Origin of the sequence: Rhodococcus sp. NPDC079359, assembly GCF_040702585.1 — a bacterium.
GTDB lineage: Bacteria > Actinomycetota > Actinomycetes > Mycobacteriales > Mycobacteriaceae > Rhodococcoides.
On record NZ_JBFBLH010000001.1, the window covers coordinates 322260 to 340117 of the forward strand.

Genomic DNA, 17858 nt, shown 5'->3' on the forward strand with positions numbered 1-17858 from the left:
AAGATCGGAAAGGCCAGGCGCATGGCACTACTGAACGACAGTTCGAGCGGAATGGACGACTTCGGCTACAAGGAGTCACTCGATCGAAGCCTCGGCAAATTCGCCAGCTTCGCTGCGGGCGTCAGCTACATCTCCATTCTCACCGGTACGTTCCAGCTGTTCTATTTCGGATTCGGTGCGGCCGGACCGGCGTATCTGTGGTCGTGGCCTGCAGTGTTCGTCGGTCAGCTCTGCGTGGCACTGTGCTTCATGGAACTGGCCGCGAAGTATCCGGTAGCGGGTTCGGTGTACAACTGGGCGAAGTTGTTGGGCCGCAGAATCGTCGGATGGTCTGCGGGCTGGTTGATGCTGACGGCCTCGATCGTGACGCTGTCCGCCGTGGCGCTGGCATTGCAGCTGAATCTGCCCCGTATCTGGAGCGGATTCCAGATCATCGGTGACGGTTCCGGTGCCAGTGATTTCGCGGCCAACGCGGTGCTGCTCGGTGCGATCCTGATCGCCATCACCACGACGATCAATGCGCTCGGGGTCCGGCTGATGGCGATGATCAACAGCGCAGGAGTGTTCATCGAGCTCATCGCGGCCGTGTTGATCGCGACTCTGCTCGCGGCCAACATCAACCGCGGCCCCGAGGTGTTCTTCTCCACCAACGGCTACGGTGCCGGTGAGAGCGGCGGGTACCTCGGAGCCTTCCTGGTGGCGTCGTTGGCGTCGGGCTACGTGATGTACGGCTTCGACACTGCGAGCTCGCTCGGAGAGGAGACCGTCGAACCCCGGCGTACCGCGCCGAAGGCCATCCTGCGCGCCATTCTCGCGTCGTTCGTCATCGGTGGAGCCATCCTGGTGTTCGCCGTCATGGCCGCGCCGGACCTCAACGATCCGTCGCTCGGCAGCCCGGACGGCAGCTTGCAGTCCATCGTCGAAGCCGTGATGTGGGGCCCACTGGGCACCGTCTTCCTCATCTGCATCGTCATCGCGGTCTTCGTCTGCTCGCTGGCGGTGCACACCGCGGCGATTCGGCTCACGTTCGCGATGGCGCGAGACAACGCACTGCCCTTCGGCGAGAGTCTGGCCAAGGTGAACCCGAAGACCCAGACACCGGTGGTGCCAGCAGTGACCATCGGCGTGCTGGCCATCGTCATTCTCGTCGTCAACATCGGTCAGCCGCAGATCTTCACGGTCCTCACGTCGATCGCGATCATCATGATCTACCTCGCGTATCTGATGGTCACCGCGCCGCTGTTGGTCAAACGAGTGAAGGGGGAGTGGCCGCCGGAGGACCTGAAGCCCGGCGGGTACTTCACGATGGGCAGGTGGGGTCTGCCGGTGAACATCGCGGCAGTGGTGTGGGGCGCAGGGATGGCGATCAACCTCGCCTGGCCTCGCGAGGCCGTGTACGGAACCCCCTGGTACAACACGTTCGGGGCGTTCGTCTACATCGGCGGCATTCTGGGCGTCGGCCTGCTGTGGTACGCAGTCAAGGGACGCAAGCACATCGGCACTCTGAAATCACATGCCTCCACGGGCGACTAGAAGGAGCGTGCAGTGACAGACACCCAGTTCGATTACGTCGTCGCAGGTGGCGGGACGGCGGGGTGTGTCCTCGCTGCTCGGCTCAGCGAGGACCCCTCCGTCAGTGTCTGCCTCGTCGAAGCAGGGCCGACCGACGTCGGCGACAAGGCAATTCTCGAACTGGCGGAGTGGATGCATCTACTCGACTCCGGCTACGACTGGGACTATCCCGTCGAACCGCAGGAGCGCGGCAACAGCTTCATGCGGCACGCGCGGGCGAAAGTGCTCGGTGGCTGCTCCTCGCACAACTCCTGCATCGCCTTTCACCCGCCGGCGGAAACCCTCGACGATTGGGCGGCTGCGGGCGCGACGGGATGGGGCGCGTCGGACATCCTTCCGCTCGTCGCGCGAGTCGAGAGCAACGACACCGGTCGTGGACAGGACGGGCCGGTGCGGATTCGCGACGTGCCACCGAACGATCCGTGCGGTGCGGCAGTGCTCGAATCGGCCGCCGGGATGGGTCTTCCGACGGTCGCATTCAACCGCGGAACGCCGGTACTCAACGGTGCCGGCTGGTTCCAGATCAATGCGGGCGAAGACGGCTTGCGTATGTCGACCTCACACGCCTACCTGCATCCGATCATCGGCACGCGCCCCAACCTGGAGGTGCGAACGGACTGCTGGATCAGCGAGATTCTGATCGACGAATCGCTGACCGCGACCGGAGTGCGGTACCAACGCCCCGATCTCACCGGTTACGACACCGTCTCGGCGCGTCGCGAGGTGATCGTCACAGCCGGTGCCATCGACACGCCGAAGTTGTTGATGCTCTCCGGAATCGGACCGGCGGCACAGTTGCAGGAGATGGGGATCACCGTTCGGGTCGATTCACCCGGAGTGGGCGAGAATCTCGACGACCACGTCGAGGGGCTGGTGTTCTGGGAGGCGAGCAGGCCGATGGCCACCACGTCCTCGCAGTGGTGGGAGATCGGAGTGTTCGCGCAGACCGACGACTCGCTGAACTACCCGGACATCATGATGCATTACGGCAGCGTGCCGTTCGACATGAACACCCTTCGCTGGGGCTACCCGACCACCGACAACGGTTTCTGTCTCACGCCCAACGTCACCCAGGGGCGCTCCCGGGGCACTGTTCGGTTGCGCAGCAGGGATTTTCGCGATCGGGCAAAGGTGGATCCTCGCTACTTCACCGACCCCGACGGCCACGACGACGCGGTGATGCTCGCCGGTCTGAAGCTCGCTCGTCGGATTGCCGCGGACGGTCCGCTCGCTGGCTGGATAGAACGAGAGCTTGCTCCCGGACCCGATGCTGTCACCGACGACGACCTGCTGGACTACGTGCACAAGACCCACAACACGGTCTATCACCCGGCAGGCACGGCGCGAATGGGATCGGTTGACGACACCATGGCCGTGCTGGATCCCGAGTTGCGCGTCAAGGGCATCGCGCACCTGCGCGTGGTCGACGCGTCGGCGATGCCGAAGCTGCCGTACGTCAATCCCAACATCACGGTGATGACCATGGCGGAGAAATGCGCCGACCTGATCCGTGGCGGATAGATCGGAGCTGGCCGATTTTCTCGGCGCGCATCCACCGTTTCAGGGCGCGTCACCGGCAGTCCTGGCCGAGCTGGCTGCCTCGGCCGTCGAACGCGAGTACGGCGGTGGGGCATGGGTTGTGGACCCTCCGCGGACCGACGTCTCGGCAGCTGCCGACACCGTATGGGTGGTGCGCACCGGGCGCGTGGTGATCACGCACCCGGATGCGACCTCTCCCACCGAGGTGCCGATCGACACCATCGGGCCCGGTGGTGTCTTCGGCTTCTCGGCTCTGCTGTCCGGCGGAACCGTCGAATTCCGTGCGCGAGCAACGGAACCGAGCATCGTGATTCGATTGCCCGGCGAGCTGATTCGGCCGTTGTTCGCGACGCCGACCGGCCTGGCGTTCCTGGCCGACGCCGTCACCTCGGCCACCGCGCACCGCGGCGGGCCGATCGAGGGGAGCGCGGGCCGCACCGTCGGTGAATTACTCTCGGCCCCAGCGGTGTTCACGCCCGTCGGCACCACCGTTCGAGATGCTGTCCGGCACATGACCGAGCAGGGCAGCTCCTACGTTCTGGTTCCGCTGCGCGGTTCTCGCCACGGCATCTTCACCGACCGCGACCTCCGAATTCGGGTGGTGGCCGCCGGGATCGGCGTCGATACTCCGATCGAGCAGGTCATGACCTCGCCTGCCGAGACCGTGACGGCGGACCGGTTGGCCGGCACGGTGCTGATGGACATGCTCGAGCGAGGCCTGCGGCACATGCCGGTGGTGTCGACCCGCGGCGAGGTACTCGGCGTCGTCGAGGATTCGGATCTGCATGCCGCGTCCACCCGACGCAGTTTCGTGGTCCGCCGAGCTGTGGCATCGGCGTCGACCGCCGCCGAACTCGCCGACGCAGGCAGGCTCGTGCCCCGCCTGGTGGTGGATCTGTTCGAGGGCGGAACCGATGCGATGGCGGTCAGCGCGATCCTCTCCGTCGTGGTCGACAGCCTCGTCCGCCGGGCCGTCGAGATCGAATGGACCGCACGTCCGGACGTGCCCCGTGACCATTTCGCGTGGATCACTCTCGGCAGCGTGGCGCGTCGAGAAGCCATGCCCTCCTCGGACGTCGACAGTGCATTGACCTGGGCGGATGCCACCGCAGATCCCGATGTGCGAGGGACATCGAACGCGGTGTCGTGGACCCGCGACGAGGCGTTGATGGACTTGGCCGCCCGTGTGCACGTGAGCCTCGACAGTGCCGGATTGCCGTCGGACACCAACGGCGCGGTCGCGAGCTCGCCCCGATTCGCACGCTCGGCCGGTCAATGGGAAAGGGCCGCTGCCCATTGGCTCAGCAACCCGTTCGCCGAACGTGGCAATCCGGCGGAAGACTCCGGCCTCATCATGTCCTCGTTGATGATCGACGGCAGAGTGGTGTGGGGCCCGAAAGAACTGCACACGGTGCCCGAGGCCTACCGGCGACTCCTGGTCGATCACCCCGACGCCCTGCGGTTGCAACTGCGGGACGCCCTCGCCGGACGGGCTCGGCTGCGATCGCTTCGAGACGTGTTGGCGCGGCGCGGCGGCACGTTCGACCTCAAGGCCCATGCCCTGACGCCCATCGTCAACCTCGCTCGGTGGGGTGGGCTGTCGGTCGGCATGGCATCGGCCTCGACCCCCGCGCGGCTCGCGGCGGCGTCGGGCAACGGCATGCTCTCCGAACGTGATGTCGCTGCTCTGTCCGAGGTGTTCGAGCTGCTGCAGCGGCTCCGACTGTCGCATCAGATCGACCAGATCACGGCCGGCCACCGACCCGGTGACGTGCTGATCATGGCAGATCTGTCACCTCTGGAGCGGAGTCTGCTCACCGACGGCATCCGCGAGATCGCCGCGGTGCAACGACGCGTCGGGTATCTGGCGGCCAACGTCGGCGTGCATCGATGACCGGCAACGACCAGACTGTGTGCCGTGACCACCAATCCCGTGAGCGTTCCCATCCCGTCCACCGTCGAACACCATCGGTTGGCGGAATCGCCCGGGGTCAGTGGACCGTGGCGTCAGTGGGGCCCGTACCTGGCGGGGCGCCAGTGGGGCACGGTGCGCGAGGACTACTCGGAGGACGGTAATGCCTGGGCGTCGTTTCCGTTCGATCAGGCGCACAAGCGCGCCTACCGCTGGGGCGAGGACGGTATCGGCGGAATCTGCGACCGCTTCGGGTTCCTGAACTTCTCGTTCGCACTGTGGAATCGAAAGGACCCGATCCTCAAGGAACGGTTGTTCGGCCTCGCCAACGAGGAGGGCAATCACGGCGAGGATGTCAAGGAATACTTCTGGGCCGTCGACGGAACACCGACGCACAGCTGGATGCAGTGGCTCTACCGCTATCCGCACGCGGAGTATCCGTACGCCCGCCTGCGGGAAGAGAATGCTCGACGCGGACGTGACGACCGCGAATACGAGCTGGCCGACACCGGCATCCTCGACGAGAACAGATTCTTCGACGTTCAGGTCACGTACGCCAAGGCCTCACCCGACGACATCTGCATCACCATCTCGATCACCAACCACGGCCCCGAGGCGGCATCGGTCGATCTACTGCCGCACCTGTGGCTGCGCAACACCTGGTCGTGGGGACGCGACGACCGGGGCGGCACGCTGGCGCAGCTGAGCCCACCGGACCTGATGGCAGGTGGACTCGAAGCCATCGCCGTCGACCACGGATTTCTCGGTCGCTACTACCTCAGTGCCGAGGGAACACCGGCAGTTCTGTTCTGCGACAACGAAACCAATGCCGAGGCTCTGTGGGGACAGGAGAACATCTCGGCGTACCCCAAGGACGGCATCGGCCGCCGAGTCGTCGACGGGGAGCTCGATGCGGTCAACCCCGAGCAGACCGGTACGAAGGCTGCGTTCTGGTACCGCTTCGACGACATCGCCCCCGGTGCAACGGAATCGGTCCGATTGCGGTTGTCGCCCAACCGGCCGGACGAGCAGACGTTCGGGGCCGGATTCGATGCCGTCCACGCCGACCGGCAGGCCGAGGCCGACGAGTTCTACGGTGCCGTGATCGGAGCCGACCTCACCGATGTCGACCGGCATGTTGCGCGGCGCGCCTACGCCGGTTTGCTGTGGACCAAACAGCTCTACCGATACGACGTGGAGGAGTGGATCGAGGGCGACAAGGTCGGCGCTCCGGCTCCGGACTCGAGGCAGGACCCGGGTGGGCGCAATGCGCACTGGCGTCACTTGGCGTTGGCCGATGTGATCTCGATGCCCGACGAGTGGGAGTACCCGTGGTTCGCGGCCTGGGACCTGGCTTTCCACGCGATTCCGTTGGCGCACGTGGACGCCGATTTCGCCAAGGAACAGTTGGTGCTGATGTGCCGGGAATGGGCCATGCACCCCAACGGCCAACTGCCCGCATACGAGTGGGAGTTCGGTGACGTCAACCCACCCGTGCACGCGTGGGCGGCATGGCACGTCTATCGCATCGACGGCTACCGCGATCGCGAATTCCTGGTGCGGGTGTTCACCAAGCTGCTGCTCAACTTCGCCTGGTGGGTAAACCGAAAGGACTCCGAGGGCTCGAACATCTTCGAGGGTGGATTCCTCGGCATGGACAACATCGGACTGTTCAATCGATCTGCCCCACTGCCACCCGGATTTCGGCTCGAACAGTCGGACGCGACGAGTTGGATGGCGTTCTACTGCCAGCAGATGTTCAAGATCGCGCTGGAACTCGCGCGACACGACAGCGCCTGGGACGACGTCGCGACCAAGTTCTTCTCGCACTTCCTCTCGATCGCCAAGGCAGTGAACTCCTTCGGATCGCAGCATATTTCGCTGTGGCACGAGGAGGACGGGTTCTTCTACGACGTCCTGGTTCAGCCCGAGGGCGATGCGGTACCGATGCGCGTGCGGTCCATGGTGGGACTGCTGCCCATCCTCGGTGCCACCGAGATCCCGCCGTGGGTCGAGGAGGAATGTCCCGATCTCACCGCTCGACTGCGCTGGATTCAACGCAGGCGACCGGAGATGGTCAGCCCGCTGCTTGCTCGGCGCGAGGGCGGCGAGGTGCGCATGCTGCTGACACTCGTCCAACCCGAACGGCTCAAGCGTATCCTGGCTCGCATGTTCGACTCCGAAGAGTTTCTGTCGCACTTCGGGATTCGATCGCTCTCGGCCTCGTACCGCGAACCGGTCACGTTCGACGTGGACGGCCGGAGCCTGTCCATCGAATACGAGCCGGGGGAGTCGCGCACCGGAATGTTCGGGGGCAACTCCAACTGGCGCGGTCCGGTGTGGTTCCCGGTGAACGTCCTGCTGGCCGACAAGCTGCGCGCCTACGGCCGGTACTACGGCGACTCGTTCACCATCGAGATCCCCACCGGTTCGGGAAACCATCGCACACTCACCGATGCCGCGGACTTGATCGACACCGGTCTGGCCGGATTGTTCCGCCCTGTCGATGGCAAGCGGCCTGCCGACGGTCGGCGGATCGAATCGAGTTCCGATCCACTGTGGAGTGAGCACCCCACTTTCAACGAATACTTCGACGGGGACACCGGCGAGGGACTCGGAGCAACGCACCAAACCGGGTGGACGGCACTGGTTGCGCACCTGCTCAGGCCCCGTCTGCCGCTGTGAGGGCCTGCGGCCCATGTGAGTGGAACTTCGTAGTGGGCTACGAAGTTCCACGCACATGCGGCGGAGCCGCATAGTCTGGCGGGATGAAGATTCGCGGCGCAGTACTCGAAGAAATCGGCCGATCTCGTCCCTTCGCGGACTCGCATCCCATCACCGTCTCCGACCTCGAGCTCGGTTCGCCGGGCGAGGGGGAGCTGCTGATCAGAATCGAAGCCGCGGGACTGTGCCACTCGGACCTGTCGGTCGTCGACGGCAACCGAGTTCGTCCGGTGCCGATGTTGCTCGGCCACGAGGCCGCAGGCCGCGTCGAGGAGGTCGGCGCGGGCGTCGACGACATCGCGGTCGGCACCCGCGTCGTCATGACATTCCTGCCACGCTGCGGCGAATGCGCCGGGTGCGCCACCGACGGCCAGATGCCGTGCGTCACCGGCAGCGCGTCGAACAATGCCGGGACACTGCTCGGCGGAGGCATCAAGTTGCACCGTGACGGGGAAGAGGTCAAGCATCACCTCGGAGTTTCCGGATTCGCCACACACGCTGTGGTGAGCCGAAAGTCGGTGGTTCCGGTCGAGGACGACATCCCCGCCGATATCGCAGCGGTCCTCGGTTGCGCGGTACTGACCGGCGGTGGCGCTGTGCTCAACGCCGGTACTCCGAAGCCCGGACAGTCGGTGATGGTGGTGGGCCTCGGCGGAGTAGGTATGGCAGCGGTTCTGACGGCCGTATCGGTGGGTGCCGGTGAGGTGATCGGAGTCGACGGGGTGCCGGACAAGCTGTCCACCGCAACCGATCTCGGTGCAACACAGGTGTATTCGCCGGCCGAGCTCGCCGAGAAGGGAATCAAGGCCGACATCGTCATCGAGGCCGCCGGCAACGCCCGAGCCTTCGAAACTGCAGTCGCTGCAACGGCTCCCGGCGGCAAGACCATCACCGTCGGTCTCCCCGCACCCGACGCCCGCTCGTCCATCTCACCGCTGGGCCTGGTGGCCGAAGCCCGCACGATCATCGGCAGCTACCTGGGCTCCGCTGTACCGGCTCGCGACATCCCGACGTACGCACAGATGTGGCGTGAGGGACGGCTTCCCGTCGAGAAGCTGATCTCGTCGAGAATCACGTTGGACGAGATCAACCGCGGCATGGACGAATTGGCCGACGGCAACGCGATCCGTCAGGTCATCGTGTTCGACTGAGTTTCAGCTGTCTTCGACCGAGCATCAGCGGTGGGCCGCCGTGGCGACCCACCGCCCGCGTTGCTTCGAGATCTCGATGGGATGGTCGAAACACTCACTGATGTTGTCGGTGGTCAGTACTACGTCGACGGCTCCTTGTGTCTGCACTCTTCCGTCGCGGATGAGGAGGGAATGGGTGGTCGAGGTCGGGATTTCCTCGAGGTGATGAGTCACCAGAATGCTGGCCAGGGTCGGGTGTTCGGCCCGCAACGAGTCGAGTGCACTCAGAAGTTGTTCGCGGGCAGCAAGATCGAGCCCGGTGGCAGGCTCGTCGAGCAACAGCAGCGCCGGGTCGGGAAGCAGAGCGCGCGCGATGAGCGCTCGTCCTCGCTCGCCCTGCGAGAGCGTGTGCCACGACGCGTCGGTGCGATGGGCGACGCCGAGGGACTCGATCAGACGGTGAGCGCGGGCGATCTGGTGGTTGTCGGCCGACCATCTCGGGATCAGATCCGGAGTGTTGGTCAGCCCGGTCAGCACCACCTGGAACAGCGTCAGCGGAGCCTCGATCTTCAACCGCGGGTCGACGTGGCCGATGTGCGTCCGCAATTCGCGCATGTCCACTCGTCCGAGGCGATGGCCCAGAACGTGCACTGCGCCGTGCGTTGGATGGACGAGCGCGCCGAGCAAGCTGAGCAAGGTGGATTTGCCCGCGCCGTTGGCACCGAGCAACACCCAGTGCTCACCCTCCTCGACCCGCAGCGTCGCATCGCTGAGCAGGTATCGCCCGCCACGGACGAGATCGACGCGGTCGGCGAACAGGACGGTGGATGGCACCGGACGACCGTAGCTGCTGGGACGGATCGTGGAGAAGTAGGCTCTGAGGTCGGTAGAACCGACAAGACGACGAAACGAGTGTGGGTACGACGTGAGTGCAACGGCACCTGTTCGAGTAGGGGTACTGGGGTCACGCGGCAAGGTAGGGCAGGCCATCTGTGCCGCCGTCGAGGCAGCCGAGGATCTCGAGCTCGTGGCGACCGTCGATCAGGGCGATCCGCTGGCGAACTTCGTCGATGCGAACGCCCAGGTGGTCGTCGATTTCACACACCCCGACGTGGTGATGGACAACCTGCAGTTCCTGATCGAGCAGGGTATCCATGCAGTGGTCGGCACCACCGGATTCGACGAACGGCGGCTCGAGCAGGTTCGCGAATGGCTGGCGGGATCGCCGCAGACGGGTGTACTGATCGCACCGAACTTCGCCATCGGCGCGGTGCTGTCGATGCGATTCGCGCAGCAGGCCGCCCGGTTCTTCGACTCGGTCGAGGTGATCGAACTGCACCACCCTAACAAGGCCGATGCGCCGTCGGGCACGGCGTACCGAACCGCCGCGCTGATTGCCGAGGCACGCGCCGCCGCAGGCACTCCGGCGAGCCCCGATGCGACGACGACCGAACTCGACGGCGCACGTGGTGCCGATGTGGACGGAGTGCGTGTGCACTCGATCCGGCTCGCGGGACTGGTTGCGCACCAAGAGGTTCTGCTCGGCACGCAGGGTGAGACACTGAGCATTCGGCACGATTCGCTCGATCGCACGTCGTTCGCGCCCGGTGTGCTTCTCGGAGTCCGCGAGATCGCCGGACGACCGGGGTTGACCGTCGGCCTCGATCCTCTGCTGGATCTGTGAGCTGATCGACGGTGAACAAGACGACGAAGGTGCTCGCCATCCTCGCGGTGATGGTGCTGATTCTCGGCTTCTACTTCTTTCTGCTCGGCCAGCGCGGTGTGACGCTGATCCAGAACGGTGGCGTGGCGAGCATCTCCCTGGGGATCGGGGTCCTGCTGCTGCCGATACTCGGGTTGTGGATCGTGTGGGCCACCCTCAAAGCCGGCTTCGACCACCAGCGGCTGGCCTCGCGCATTCACGAGGAGGGCCTCGAACTCGACGTCGCGGATCTTCCGCGCAGGCCGTCGGGACGAATCGAACGCGATGCGGCGGACGAGTTGTTCCAACAGGTCAAGACCGAGTGGGAGAAGGATCCGGACAACTGGCGCAACTCCTACCGACTGGCTCGTGCCTACGATTACGCCGGTGACCGTGGACGCGCCCGCGAGACGATGAAGCGTGCTGTGGCACTCGAACGGGACGAGAACTGACCTTCGATGCCGCGCACCCTGCTGGTCGTTCATCACACCCCGAGCCCGCTCACGCACGAGCTGCTCGAGGCAGTTCTCGACGGCGCTCACGACCCCGAGATCACCGGCGTGGACGTGCGCAGTGTGCCTGCTCTCGGCGCGACCGTTCCCGACGTACTCGGTGCCGACGGCTTTCTCTTCGGAACACCGGCGAATTTCGGATATATGAGCGGGGCTCTGAAACACTTCTTCGACACCGTGTACTACCCATGCCTCGGTGCCGTTGCCGGAAAGCCCTACGCTGCTTGGGTTCACGGCAACGACGACACCGTGGGTGCCGGCCGGGCGATCGAGAAGATCGCGTCGGGCTGGGGTCTGGAGAAGGTGTTCGGCACCCTGCACGTCGCCGAGAGCGGCAAACCTGCACGTGAACGCTGCTACGAGCTCGGCGGAACCGTTGCGGCGGGGTTGTCGATCTGAGGACTTCCTCGCGAGCTCCTTCGGGTTGCTCGCACACCCGACCCGAGAGCTACGACGTAGCCGACGCGCTGAGGTCCCTGGTGGCGCGTTACTTATTCAGTCGGAGTCGGCGGGGGAGTCCGGGCGCAGGATGTCGTCGGCCGGGATCGGCAGCGGAATCTCGAGCAGGCGCTCCGGCCAACTCGGATACGCGGGCCTGATCCACACTCGATTGTCGTCGAGTTGCGTCATCAGCACCCGCCGCCACGGCCAGTCCTCCTGCGGTGCACTCAGATCGGTCTCGGATTCGAGTGGCAGGGGTGCCTTGGTCCAATGTGGAGCCGACAGCGATGCCAGACCGCGATCCTCGAGGTGGGCGATCGCAGTCTCGATCGGCACGCCGTGCGCAACGGTGATGCCGGCGGGATTGACGGCATCGACGGTGTAATCGTCGTCGTATTCGTCCTGTGCACTCGTGTCGTGGGCGACGGTCCACCCGATCACCTCACCGTCGGAGGCTCGTCTCACCGGCAATCTGCTGCGCCACCGCTCGATATCCACTGCCGCGAGGATACGCGGCCAGAAAAGTGAGTTCGGTGAAGAAACTATTGGCAGTTGTGAGCGAGCAGGGCGCTGCACGTGTTTGACTGCAGGAGATACTGCACGCTTGTACCGCTTTCTATCTCAAGGGATTTCGATGACCCTCCGCATTCTCGATCGCTCCGCCATCGTCGCGACACCCGAGTGGAGCCGCTGGTTGATACCCCCGGCCGCGCTGTCCATTCACCTCGCGATCGGATCCGCCTACGCCTGGAGCGTGTTCAAGAACGCCATCTCGCAGCCCGACGCACTCGGGCTCAGCGGCACCGTCACTGCCATTCCGTTTCAGCTCGCCATCGTGATGCTCGGCCTGTCCGCGGCGATCTTCGGAACCCGCGTCGAGAAGAACGGTCCGCGGTGGGCGATGGCCGTCTCCCTGGTCTTCTTCGTCTCGGGACTGCTGCTGTCCGCGCTCGGCATGGCCCTCGGACAGTTCTGGCTGGTGATCTTCGGCTACGGGTTCGTCGGCGGTATCGGCCTCGGAATCGGCTACATCTCACCGGTCTCGACCTTGATGAAGTGGTTCCCGGACCGGCCGGGCATGGCCACCGGTATCGCGATCATGGGCTTCGGCGGCGGCGCACTCATCGCGTCGCCCCTCACCAGCCAGTTGATGGTGAACTTCGGCGGTTTCACCGACGGGTCCATCGCCAAGACGTTCCTCACGCTCGGCGTCGGATACGCGGTGTTCATGGCACTGGGAGTCGTGCTGATCAGAGTGCCGGCCGAGGGATGGACCCCGGCCGGATGGACCCCGCCCGCGTCCTCGGCGATGATCTCGACGCACAACGTCTCGGCCGCGAACGCAGTGAAGACTCCCCAGTTCTGGCTGCTGTGGGTCGTCCTGTGCTTCAACGTCACTGCCGGAATCGGCATTCTCGAGCGCGGATCGGGCATCTATCAGGATTTCTTTCCCGACGCGACCTCGCCCGAATCTCTCGCCGCTGCGGCTGCCGGTTTCGTCGCGTTCCTCTCCCTGACCAACATGATCGGACGGTTCGTCTGGTCTTCGGTGTCCGACGTGGTGGGGCGTAAGAACATCTACCGGATGTACCTCGGTGTCGGCGCTCTCCTGTACCTGTACATCGCGTTGTTCACCAACACCAACAAGATCCTGTTCATGGTCTCGGCCTTGCTCATTCTCTCGTTCTACGGTGCGGGATTCGCCACGGTTCCGGCCTATCTCAAGGACCTCTTCGGTACGTATCAGGTAGGCGCGATCCACGGACGACTCCTCACCGCGTGGTCGGTGGCCGGTGTCCTGGGGCCGCTGATCGTCAACGCCATCGCCGACGCCGGAGAACCCGGAACCACCGGCCGATACCTACCGGCGTTCTACGTGATGATCGGTCTGCTCGTGGTCGGCTTCCTTGCCAACGAGGCGATCAAGCCGGTCGCATCGAAGTATCACGAAGCCGATCCGGCGAAGGCCGCGACGACCACAGGAGCGAAGGCATGAGCGGCGGACGCAAGCAGGTCACGATGGCGGTCGCATGGGCGTGGGTTGCCGTGCCGTTCGCCTACGGACTGTACGAACTGATCCTCAAGGCGGCGAACCTGTTCAGCACGTGAGTCGACGTGTCGGTGGGCCGTGACAGGCTGGTTCGATGCAGGAGATGAGTGCCGCCGCCGCGCGTCGTACCGCCCTGGCCGCCCAAGGGCTGGCGTCGAGGCGGTCGCGTACTCGGCCGGCGAGCAAGGCCGCGGTTCACGCAGCCATCGACACCACCGGACTGTTGCAGATCGACTCCGTGTCGGTGGTGGTGCGGGCGCACTACGCACCGGTGTTCAGCCGCGTCGGTGCCTACGATCGCACTGTCGTCGACGACGCCGCATGGACCGACACTGCGCGTCGACCTCGTCGAATGGTGGAGTACTGGGCCCACGAGGCCGCATTGCTGCCAGTGGAGGACTGGCCGCTGATGCGATGGCGAATGGAGCTGTATCGACACGGGCGGTGGGGCGGAGCTGCTCACATCCTCGATCGCGAACCGACTCTCGTCGACGACGTCCTCGCGGTGATCGGCGACATCGGTGCGGCCAGCGCGGGTGAGATCGAGAAGCACCTCGAACTGGACACCCCCGGTCGCAAAGGTCCCTGGTGGGATCGCAGTGATGTCAAGGTCGTCTGCGAACAGCTGTTCGCGGGCGGCGTGGTGACCGTGCCGACACGGACGGGATTCGTGCGCCGGTACGAGCTCAGCGAACGGGTGATCCCGGAGAACGTTCTGCACAGGCGCGTCTACGAACCGGACGCGGTACGGCAACTGATCGAAAAATCCTCTCGGGCATTGGGAATCGGTACCGAGCCGGATCTGAGGGACTACTACCGGCTCTCGCAGAAGCAGGCCAAGGCGGCGATCGGCGATCTCGTCGAGGACGGCGTACTCGAACAGGTGACCGTCCGAGGCTGGAACGCACCGGCATACCTGCACCGCGACGCCAGGACACCGCGAACGGCCACCGCCGCCGCACTGCTGTGCCCGTTCGATCCGATGATCTTCTTTCGGCCCCGGGTGCAGCGAATGTTCGACTTCCACTACCGAATCGAGATATACACCCCACAGCACAAGCGAGTTCACGGCTACTACGTGTTTCCCTTTCTGCTCGACGGGCATCTGGTGGCTCGCGTCGATCTCAAGGCAGTGCGAGCGCAGTCCGAACTGCACGTGATCGCGGCCTACGTCGAAGGCGACCGCAACGCCGGTGACATTGCGCCTCGACTACGAGACGTCCTGCGAGAGATGGCGGACTGGCTCGAACTCGAACGCGTGGTGGTGGGGTACCGGGGAGACCTCGTCGCCGCACTGCGATGACGTCGGTCGGGGGTTCGATTCTGCCGAAGTGCAGGTCGGCAGAATCGGTGTCACTATTTCCAGTGTGACTTCGCGCCGGACAGACACCGCCCCCGAACTCCCACCCCAGGTCGTCGTCCTTTTCGGGGCGACAGGAGACCTGGCCAAGCGAAAACTGCTGTCCGGGATGATGCATCTGGCGCTGTCCGATCTCGCGCCGAACATCCGGGTCGTCGGCACATCTCTCGAAGAGATGTCGACCGACGAATTCCGCGCTCTCGCTCGCGAATCGATCAACACCCACTCGAGTCGCAAAGTCGGCGACGAGCAATGGAATCGTTTCGCCTCGCGACTGACCTACGTGTCGCAACAGGCAGGACCGGCGGCGTTGGGGGAGGCCGTGGCCGAGGCCGAGATCGACCTCGGAGGAAGCGCCGAACGGCTGCACTACCTGTCTGTTCCGCCGAGAGCTGCTCTGGCAGTGGTGGATACGCTCGCATCGGCAGATCTGGTGAAGCGCTCACGGATCATCATGGAGAAGCCGTTCGGCACCGACCTCGAGAGCGCGATCGCGCTGAACGCTCGGGTTCACCAAACGTTCGACGAGGATCAGGTCTTCCGGATCGATCACTTCCTCGGCAAGGAACCCGCTCAGAACATCCTGGCCTTCCGGTTCGCCAACGGGTTGTTCGAGCCGATCTGGAACCGCAACTTCATCGATCACGTCCAGATCGACATCCCTGAGAAACTCGCACTGGAAGGCCGAGCCGGATTCTACGAATCCACCGGCGCGTACAAGGACATGGTGGTCACGCACCTGTTCCAGGTGCTGGCATTCATGGCCATGGAACCGCCGACGGCGCTCGAACCCCGCGCCATCAGCGAGGAGAAGAACAAGGTCTTTCGATCCATGCTGCCCCTGGACCCGAAAAACGTTGTGCGAGGACAATACTCGGGGTACCGATCAGAAGAGGGTGTAGCCCCCGACTCCGATACCGACACCTTCGTGGCTCTCAAGTGTGAGATCGACAATTGGCGCTGGGCCGGTGTGCCCTTCTATCTGCGCAGCGGTAAGCGACTCGCCGAAGGGCAGCGCATCATCTCGATCGCCTTCAGGGAACCACCGAAGAGCATGTTCCCGGCCGGCTCGGGTGTGGGAGCGCAAGGTCCCGACCATCTGACCTTCGACCTCGCGGACGCCTCGAAGGTCTCGCTGTCGTTCTACGGCAAGCGGCCCGGTCCCGGTATGCACCTCGACAAACTCAGCATGCAGTTCGCGATTCACGAAACCGAACGAGTCGGAGACGTACTCGAAGCCTACGAACGGCTGATCCTCGACGCCATGTACGGCGACCACACCCTGTTCACCACGGCCGAGGGCATCGAGCGGCTGTGGCAGGTCTCCGAACCGCTGCTGGCCGATCCACCCCCGGTCCGGTCGTACGCACCGGGGTCGTGGGGGCCCAACGCAATTCATCAGCTCATCGCCCCACACGCGTGGCGGTTGCCCTTCGAGCGGGAGTGGCGCGAGAAGAAGTAGGCCGATCAGTTGTTCCAGCCACGGTCCTTGCGCATCTGATCACGCAGTGCGCCCTGAACTGCCTGCGACAACCACGAATTGAGCGACACTCCGCTGTTGTTCGCGGCGTCCTCGGCCCGTTCCTTGATCTGCTCGACCAGTCGCAGCGTCACCCGTCGGACCTCACCGGACACGTCGTCCATGGTCGGGTAGTCCTCGGTGACGGGCTCTGCCGGATCGCCGTCGTGCAGACCGGGCAGCGGGCCGTCGCGTCGAACATCGGCGTGCGCCTGCGTACCGTCGAGGCGAACGGTGACCGTATGACCATCCAGGTCGTTCGATACCTCTGCCGCGAAGTCCGACAGTGCCGTGAGCAGCATCAATCTGGCCGACGCCTCCGCCGTCTTGCCGAGAGCTTCGGCCGTCTGGCGGGTGTGCTCGTCGCCCAGAGCGGCCGCCGCGAGTAGATCCGTGCGTAGCGACGCGGTGTACTTGTCCAGTTCCATGACGCCAGTGTGGCGTCATAGTTGACGTCGGTCAAGCGTGCCTGGTGACGTCATGTGGCGGCACCGTGACGCCATCGTTCGCCGGGCATCGGTGCCGCGTTTAGGGTTGTGCGGTGTCAGCAGAAAACGAAGGTAGAGCTGTGCCGCGGACGGTTGCGCTGAAAGTGCAACTGGTCGCCCGAACCGAGTTCGTTCCGCCCGTCGACATTCCCTGGGAAACCGACGCGGACGGCGGGCAGGCATTGGTCGAGTTCGCCGGTCGTGCCTGCTACCAGAGCTGGTCCAAGCCCAATCCTCGGACCGCGACCAATGCATCGTATCTGCGTCATCTGCTCGACGTCGGACACCTGTCGGTTCTCGAGCACGCGAGCGTGAGTTTCTACATCACCGGAATCTCGCGATCGTGCACACACGAACTGATCCGGCACCGGCACTTCTCCTACTCGCAACTCTCGCAGCGATTCGTTCCCGAACACGACGCCAACGTGGTTCTTCCACCGGCTGTCGAAGGAGATCCCGAGCTCGAGGCGCTGTTCGCGTCTGCGACCGAGGCGAGTCGGGCGGCCTACACCGAACTGCTCGGTGCGCTGGAGGGGAAACTGGAATCGGTCACCAACGCCGCTCTACGGGGTAAACAGGCGCGGCAGGCGGCTCGGTCGGTGTTGCCGAACGCGACCGAGACACGCGTGGTGGTGAGCGGAAACTACCGAGCATGGCGGCATTTCGTGTCGATGCGCGCCTCCGAGCATGCGGACGTGGAGATTCGACGCGTTGCCGTCGAATGTCTGCGTAAGCTCGTGGGAGTGGCTCCCGACGTGTTCGGCGACTTCGAGATCTCGACGCTGCCGGACGGTACGGAAGTCGCCCGCAGCCCGTTCGTGACCGAGGTCTGAGTACGAGGTTCGGTTGCGGCGTAGACCGGGTATGGCTGGACGGTGTCGGCGGGGAGTCCCGCTGCGCGAGAGTGGG

General features: G+C 64.7%; 15 protein-coding genes. 12 read left to right on the top strand and 3 right to left on the bottom strand.

Annotation, left to right across the window (positions count from 1 at the left end; genetic code table 11):
- Window positions 1–21: 21 nt before the first annotated feature.
- The 5 genes from AB0362_RS01575 (at window position 22) to AB0362_RS01595 (ending at window position 8898) form a co-directional block, all read left to right on the top strand.
- Window positions 22–1533, top strand: coding sequence for an amino acid permease (locus AB0362_RS01575; RefSeq protein WP_366234693.1), 1512 nt, complete (start codon window positions 22–24; stop codon window positions 1531–1533).
- 12 nt (window positions 1534–1545) lie between these two features.
- Window positions 1546–3093, top strand: a complete 1548-nt coding sequence (locus tag AB0362_RS01580; RefSeq protein ID WP_366234694.1) for a GMC oxidoreductase — start codon at window positions 1546–1548, stop codon at window positions 3091–3093.
- A complete protein-coding gene (locus AB0362_RS01585; protein ID WP_366234695.1) occupies window positions 3083–5005 on the top strand; it encodes a putative nucleotidyltransferase substrate binding domain-containing protein in 1923 nt (640 codons plus the stop codon). Before AB0362_RS01580 ends, AB0362_RS01585 begins: the two co-directional genes overlap by 11 nt.
- 24 nt (window positions 5006–5029) lie before the next feature.
- A complete protein-coding gene (locus tag AB0362_RS01590; RefSeq protein WP_366234696.1) occupies window positions 5030–7708 on the top strand; it encodes a glucosidase in 2679 nt (892 codons plus the stop codon).
- Window positions 7709–7791: 83 nt separating this feature from the next.
- A complete protein-coding gene (locus AB0362_RS01595) occupies window positions 7792–8898 on the top strand; it encodes an alcohol dehydrogenase catalytic domain-containing protein (RefSeq protein WP_094642078.1) in 1107 nt (368 codons plus the stop codon).
- Between the two features lie 24 nt (window positions 8899–8922).
- Here the strand turns inward: AB0362_RS01595 and AB0362_RS01600 are convergent, their stop codons facing one another.
- Window positions 8923–9711, bottom strand: coding sequence for an ATP-binding cassette domain-containing protein (locus AB0362_RS01600; protein WP_366234697.1), 789 nt, complete (start codon window positions 9709–9711; stop codon window positions 8923–8925).
- A gap of 91 nt (window positions 9712–9802) precedes the next feature.
- Between AB0362_RS01600 and dapB the strand changes: the two genes are divergently transcribed.
- From dapB to AB0362_RS01615, 3 genes are read left to right on the top strand one after another with little or no spacing between them, the layout of a single operon-like run.
- Window positions 9803–10561: a 4-hydroxy-tetrahydrodipicolinate reductase gene (dapB, locus tag AB0362_RS01605; RefSeq protein WP_068050716.1), complete on the top strand. Its 759-nt coding sequence runs from the start codon at window positions 9803–9805 to the stop codon at window positions 10559–10561.
- Window positions 10562–10611: 50 nt separating this feature from the next.
- The gene (locus AB0362_RS01610; RefSeq protein WP_068050722.1) at window positions 10612–11031 is read left to right on the top strand and encodes a hypothetical protein; all 420 of its coding nucleotides are present in this window, start codon (window positions 10612–10614) and stop codon (window positions 11029–11031) included.
- Window positions 11032–11037: 6 nt separating this feature from the next.
- Window positions 11038–11490, top strand: coding sequence for an NAD(P)H-dependent oxidoreductase (locus AB0362_RS01615; protein ID WP_068050715.1), 453 nt, complete (start codon window positions 11038–11040; stop codon window positions 11488–11490).
- A gap of 96 nt (window positions 11491–11586) precedes the next feature.
- Here AB0362_RS01615 and AB0362_RS01620 read toward each other — a convergent pair whose 3' ends face one another.
- Window positions 11587–12030, bottom strand: a complete 444-nt coding sequence (locus AB0362_RS01620; RefSeq protein WP_317809437.1) for a hypothetical protein — start codon at window positions 12028–12030, stop codon at window positions 11587–11589.
- Window positions 12031–12166: 136 nt separating this feature from the next.
- Here AB0362_RS01620 and AB0362_RS01625 point away from each other — a divergent pair, with 136 nt between their 5' ends.
- The 3 genes from AB0362_RS01625 to zwf all read left to right on the top strand — a co-directional run bounded on the left by AB0362_RS01625 (window position 12167) and on the right by zwf (window position 16404).
- Window positions 12167–13528 carry an OFA family MFS transporter gene (locus AB0362_RS01625; protein WP_068050714.1) on the top strand — a complete coding sequence of 454 codons (1362 nt, stop codon included), beginning with the start codon at window positions 12167–12169 and terminating at the stop codon, window positions 13526–13528.
- A 148-nt stretch (window positions 13529–13676) separates the two neighbouring features.
- On the top strand, window positions 13677–14885 hold the full coding sequence (locus AB0362_RS01630; RefSeq protein ID WP_366234698.1) for a crosslink repair DNA glycosylase YcaQ family protein: 1209 nt from the start codon (window positions 13677–13679) through the stop codon (window positions 14883–14885).
- A gap of 64 nt (window positions 14886–14949) precedes the next feature.
- Window positions 14950–16404 carry a glucose-6-phosphate dehydrogenase gene (gene zwf / locus AB0362_RS01635; protein ID WP_366234699.1) on the top strand — a complete coding sequence of 485 codons (1455 nt, stop codon included), beginning with the start codon at window positions 14950–14952 and terminating at the stop codon, window positions 16402–16404.
- Between the two features lie 5 nt (window positions 16405–16409).
- Here zwf and AB0362_RS01640 read toward each other — a convergent pair whose 3' ends face one another.
- Window positions 16410–16889 (bottom strand): hypothetical protein, encoded by a 480-nt coding sequence (locus tag AB0362_RS01640; protein ID WP_149405926.1) that lies wholly within the window; start codon window positions 16887–16889, stop codon window positions 16410–16412.
- Between the two features lie 140 nt (window positions 16890–17029).
- Here AB0362_RS01640 and thyX point away from each other — a divergent pair, with 140 nt between their 5' ends.
- Window positions 17030–17782 (top strand): FAD-dependent thymidylate synthase, encoded by a 753-nt coding sequence (thyX, locus tag AB0362_RS01645; protein ID WP_068050707.1) that lies wholly within the window; start codon window positions 17030–17032, stop codon window positions 17780–17782.
- Window positions 17783–17858 lie beyond the last annotated feature (76 nt).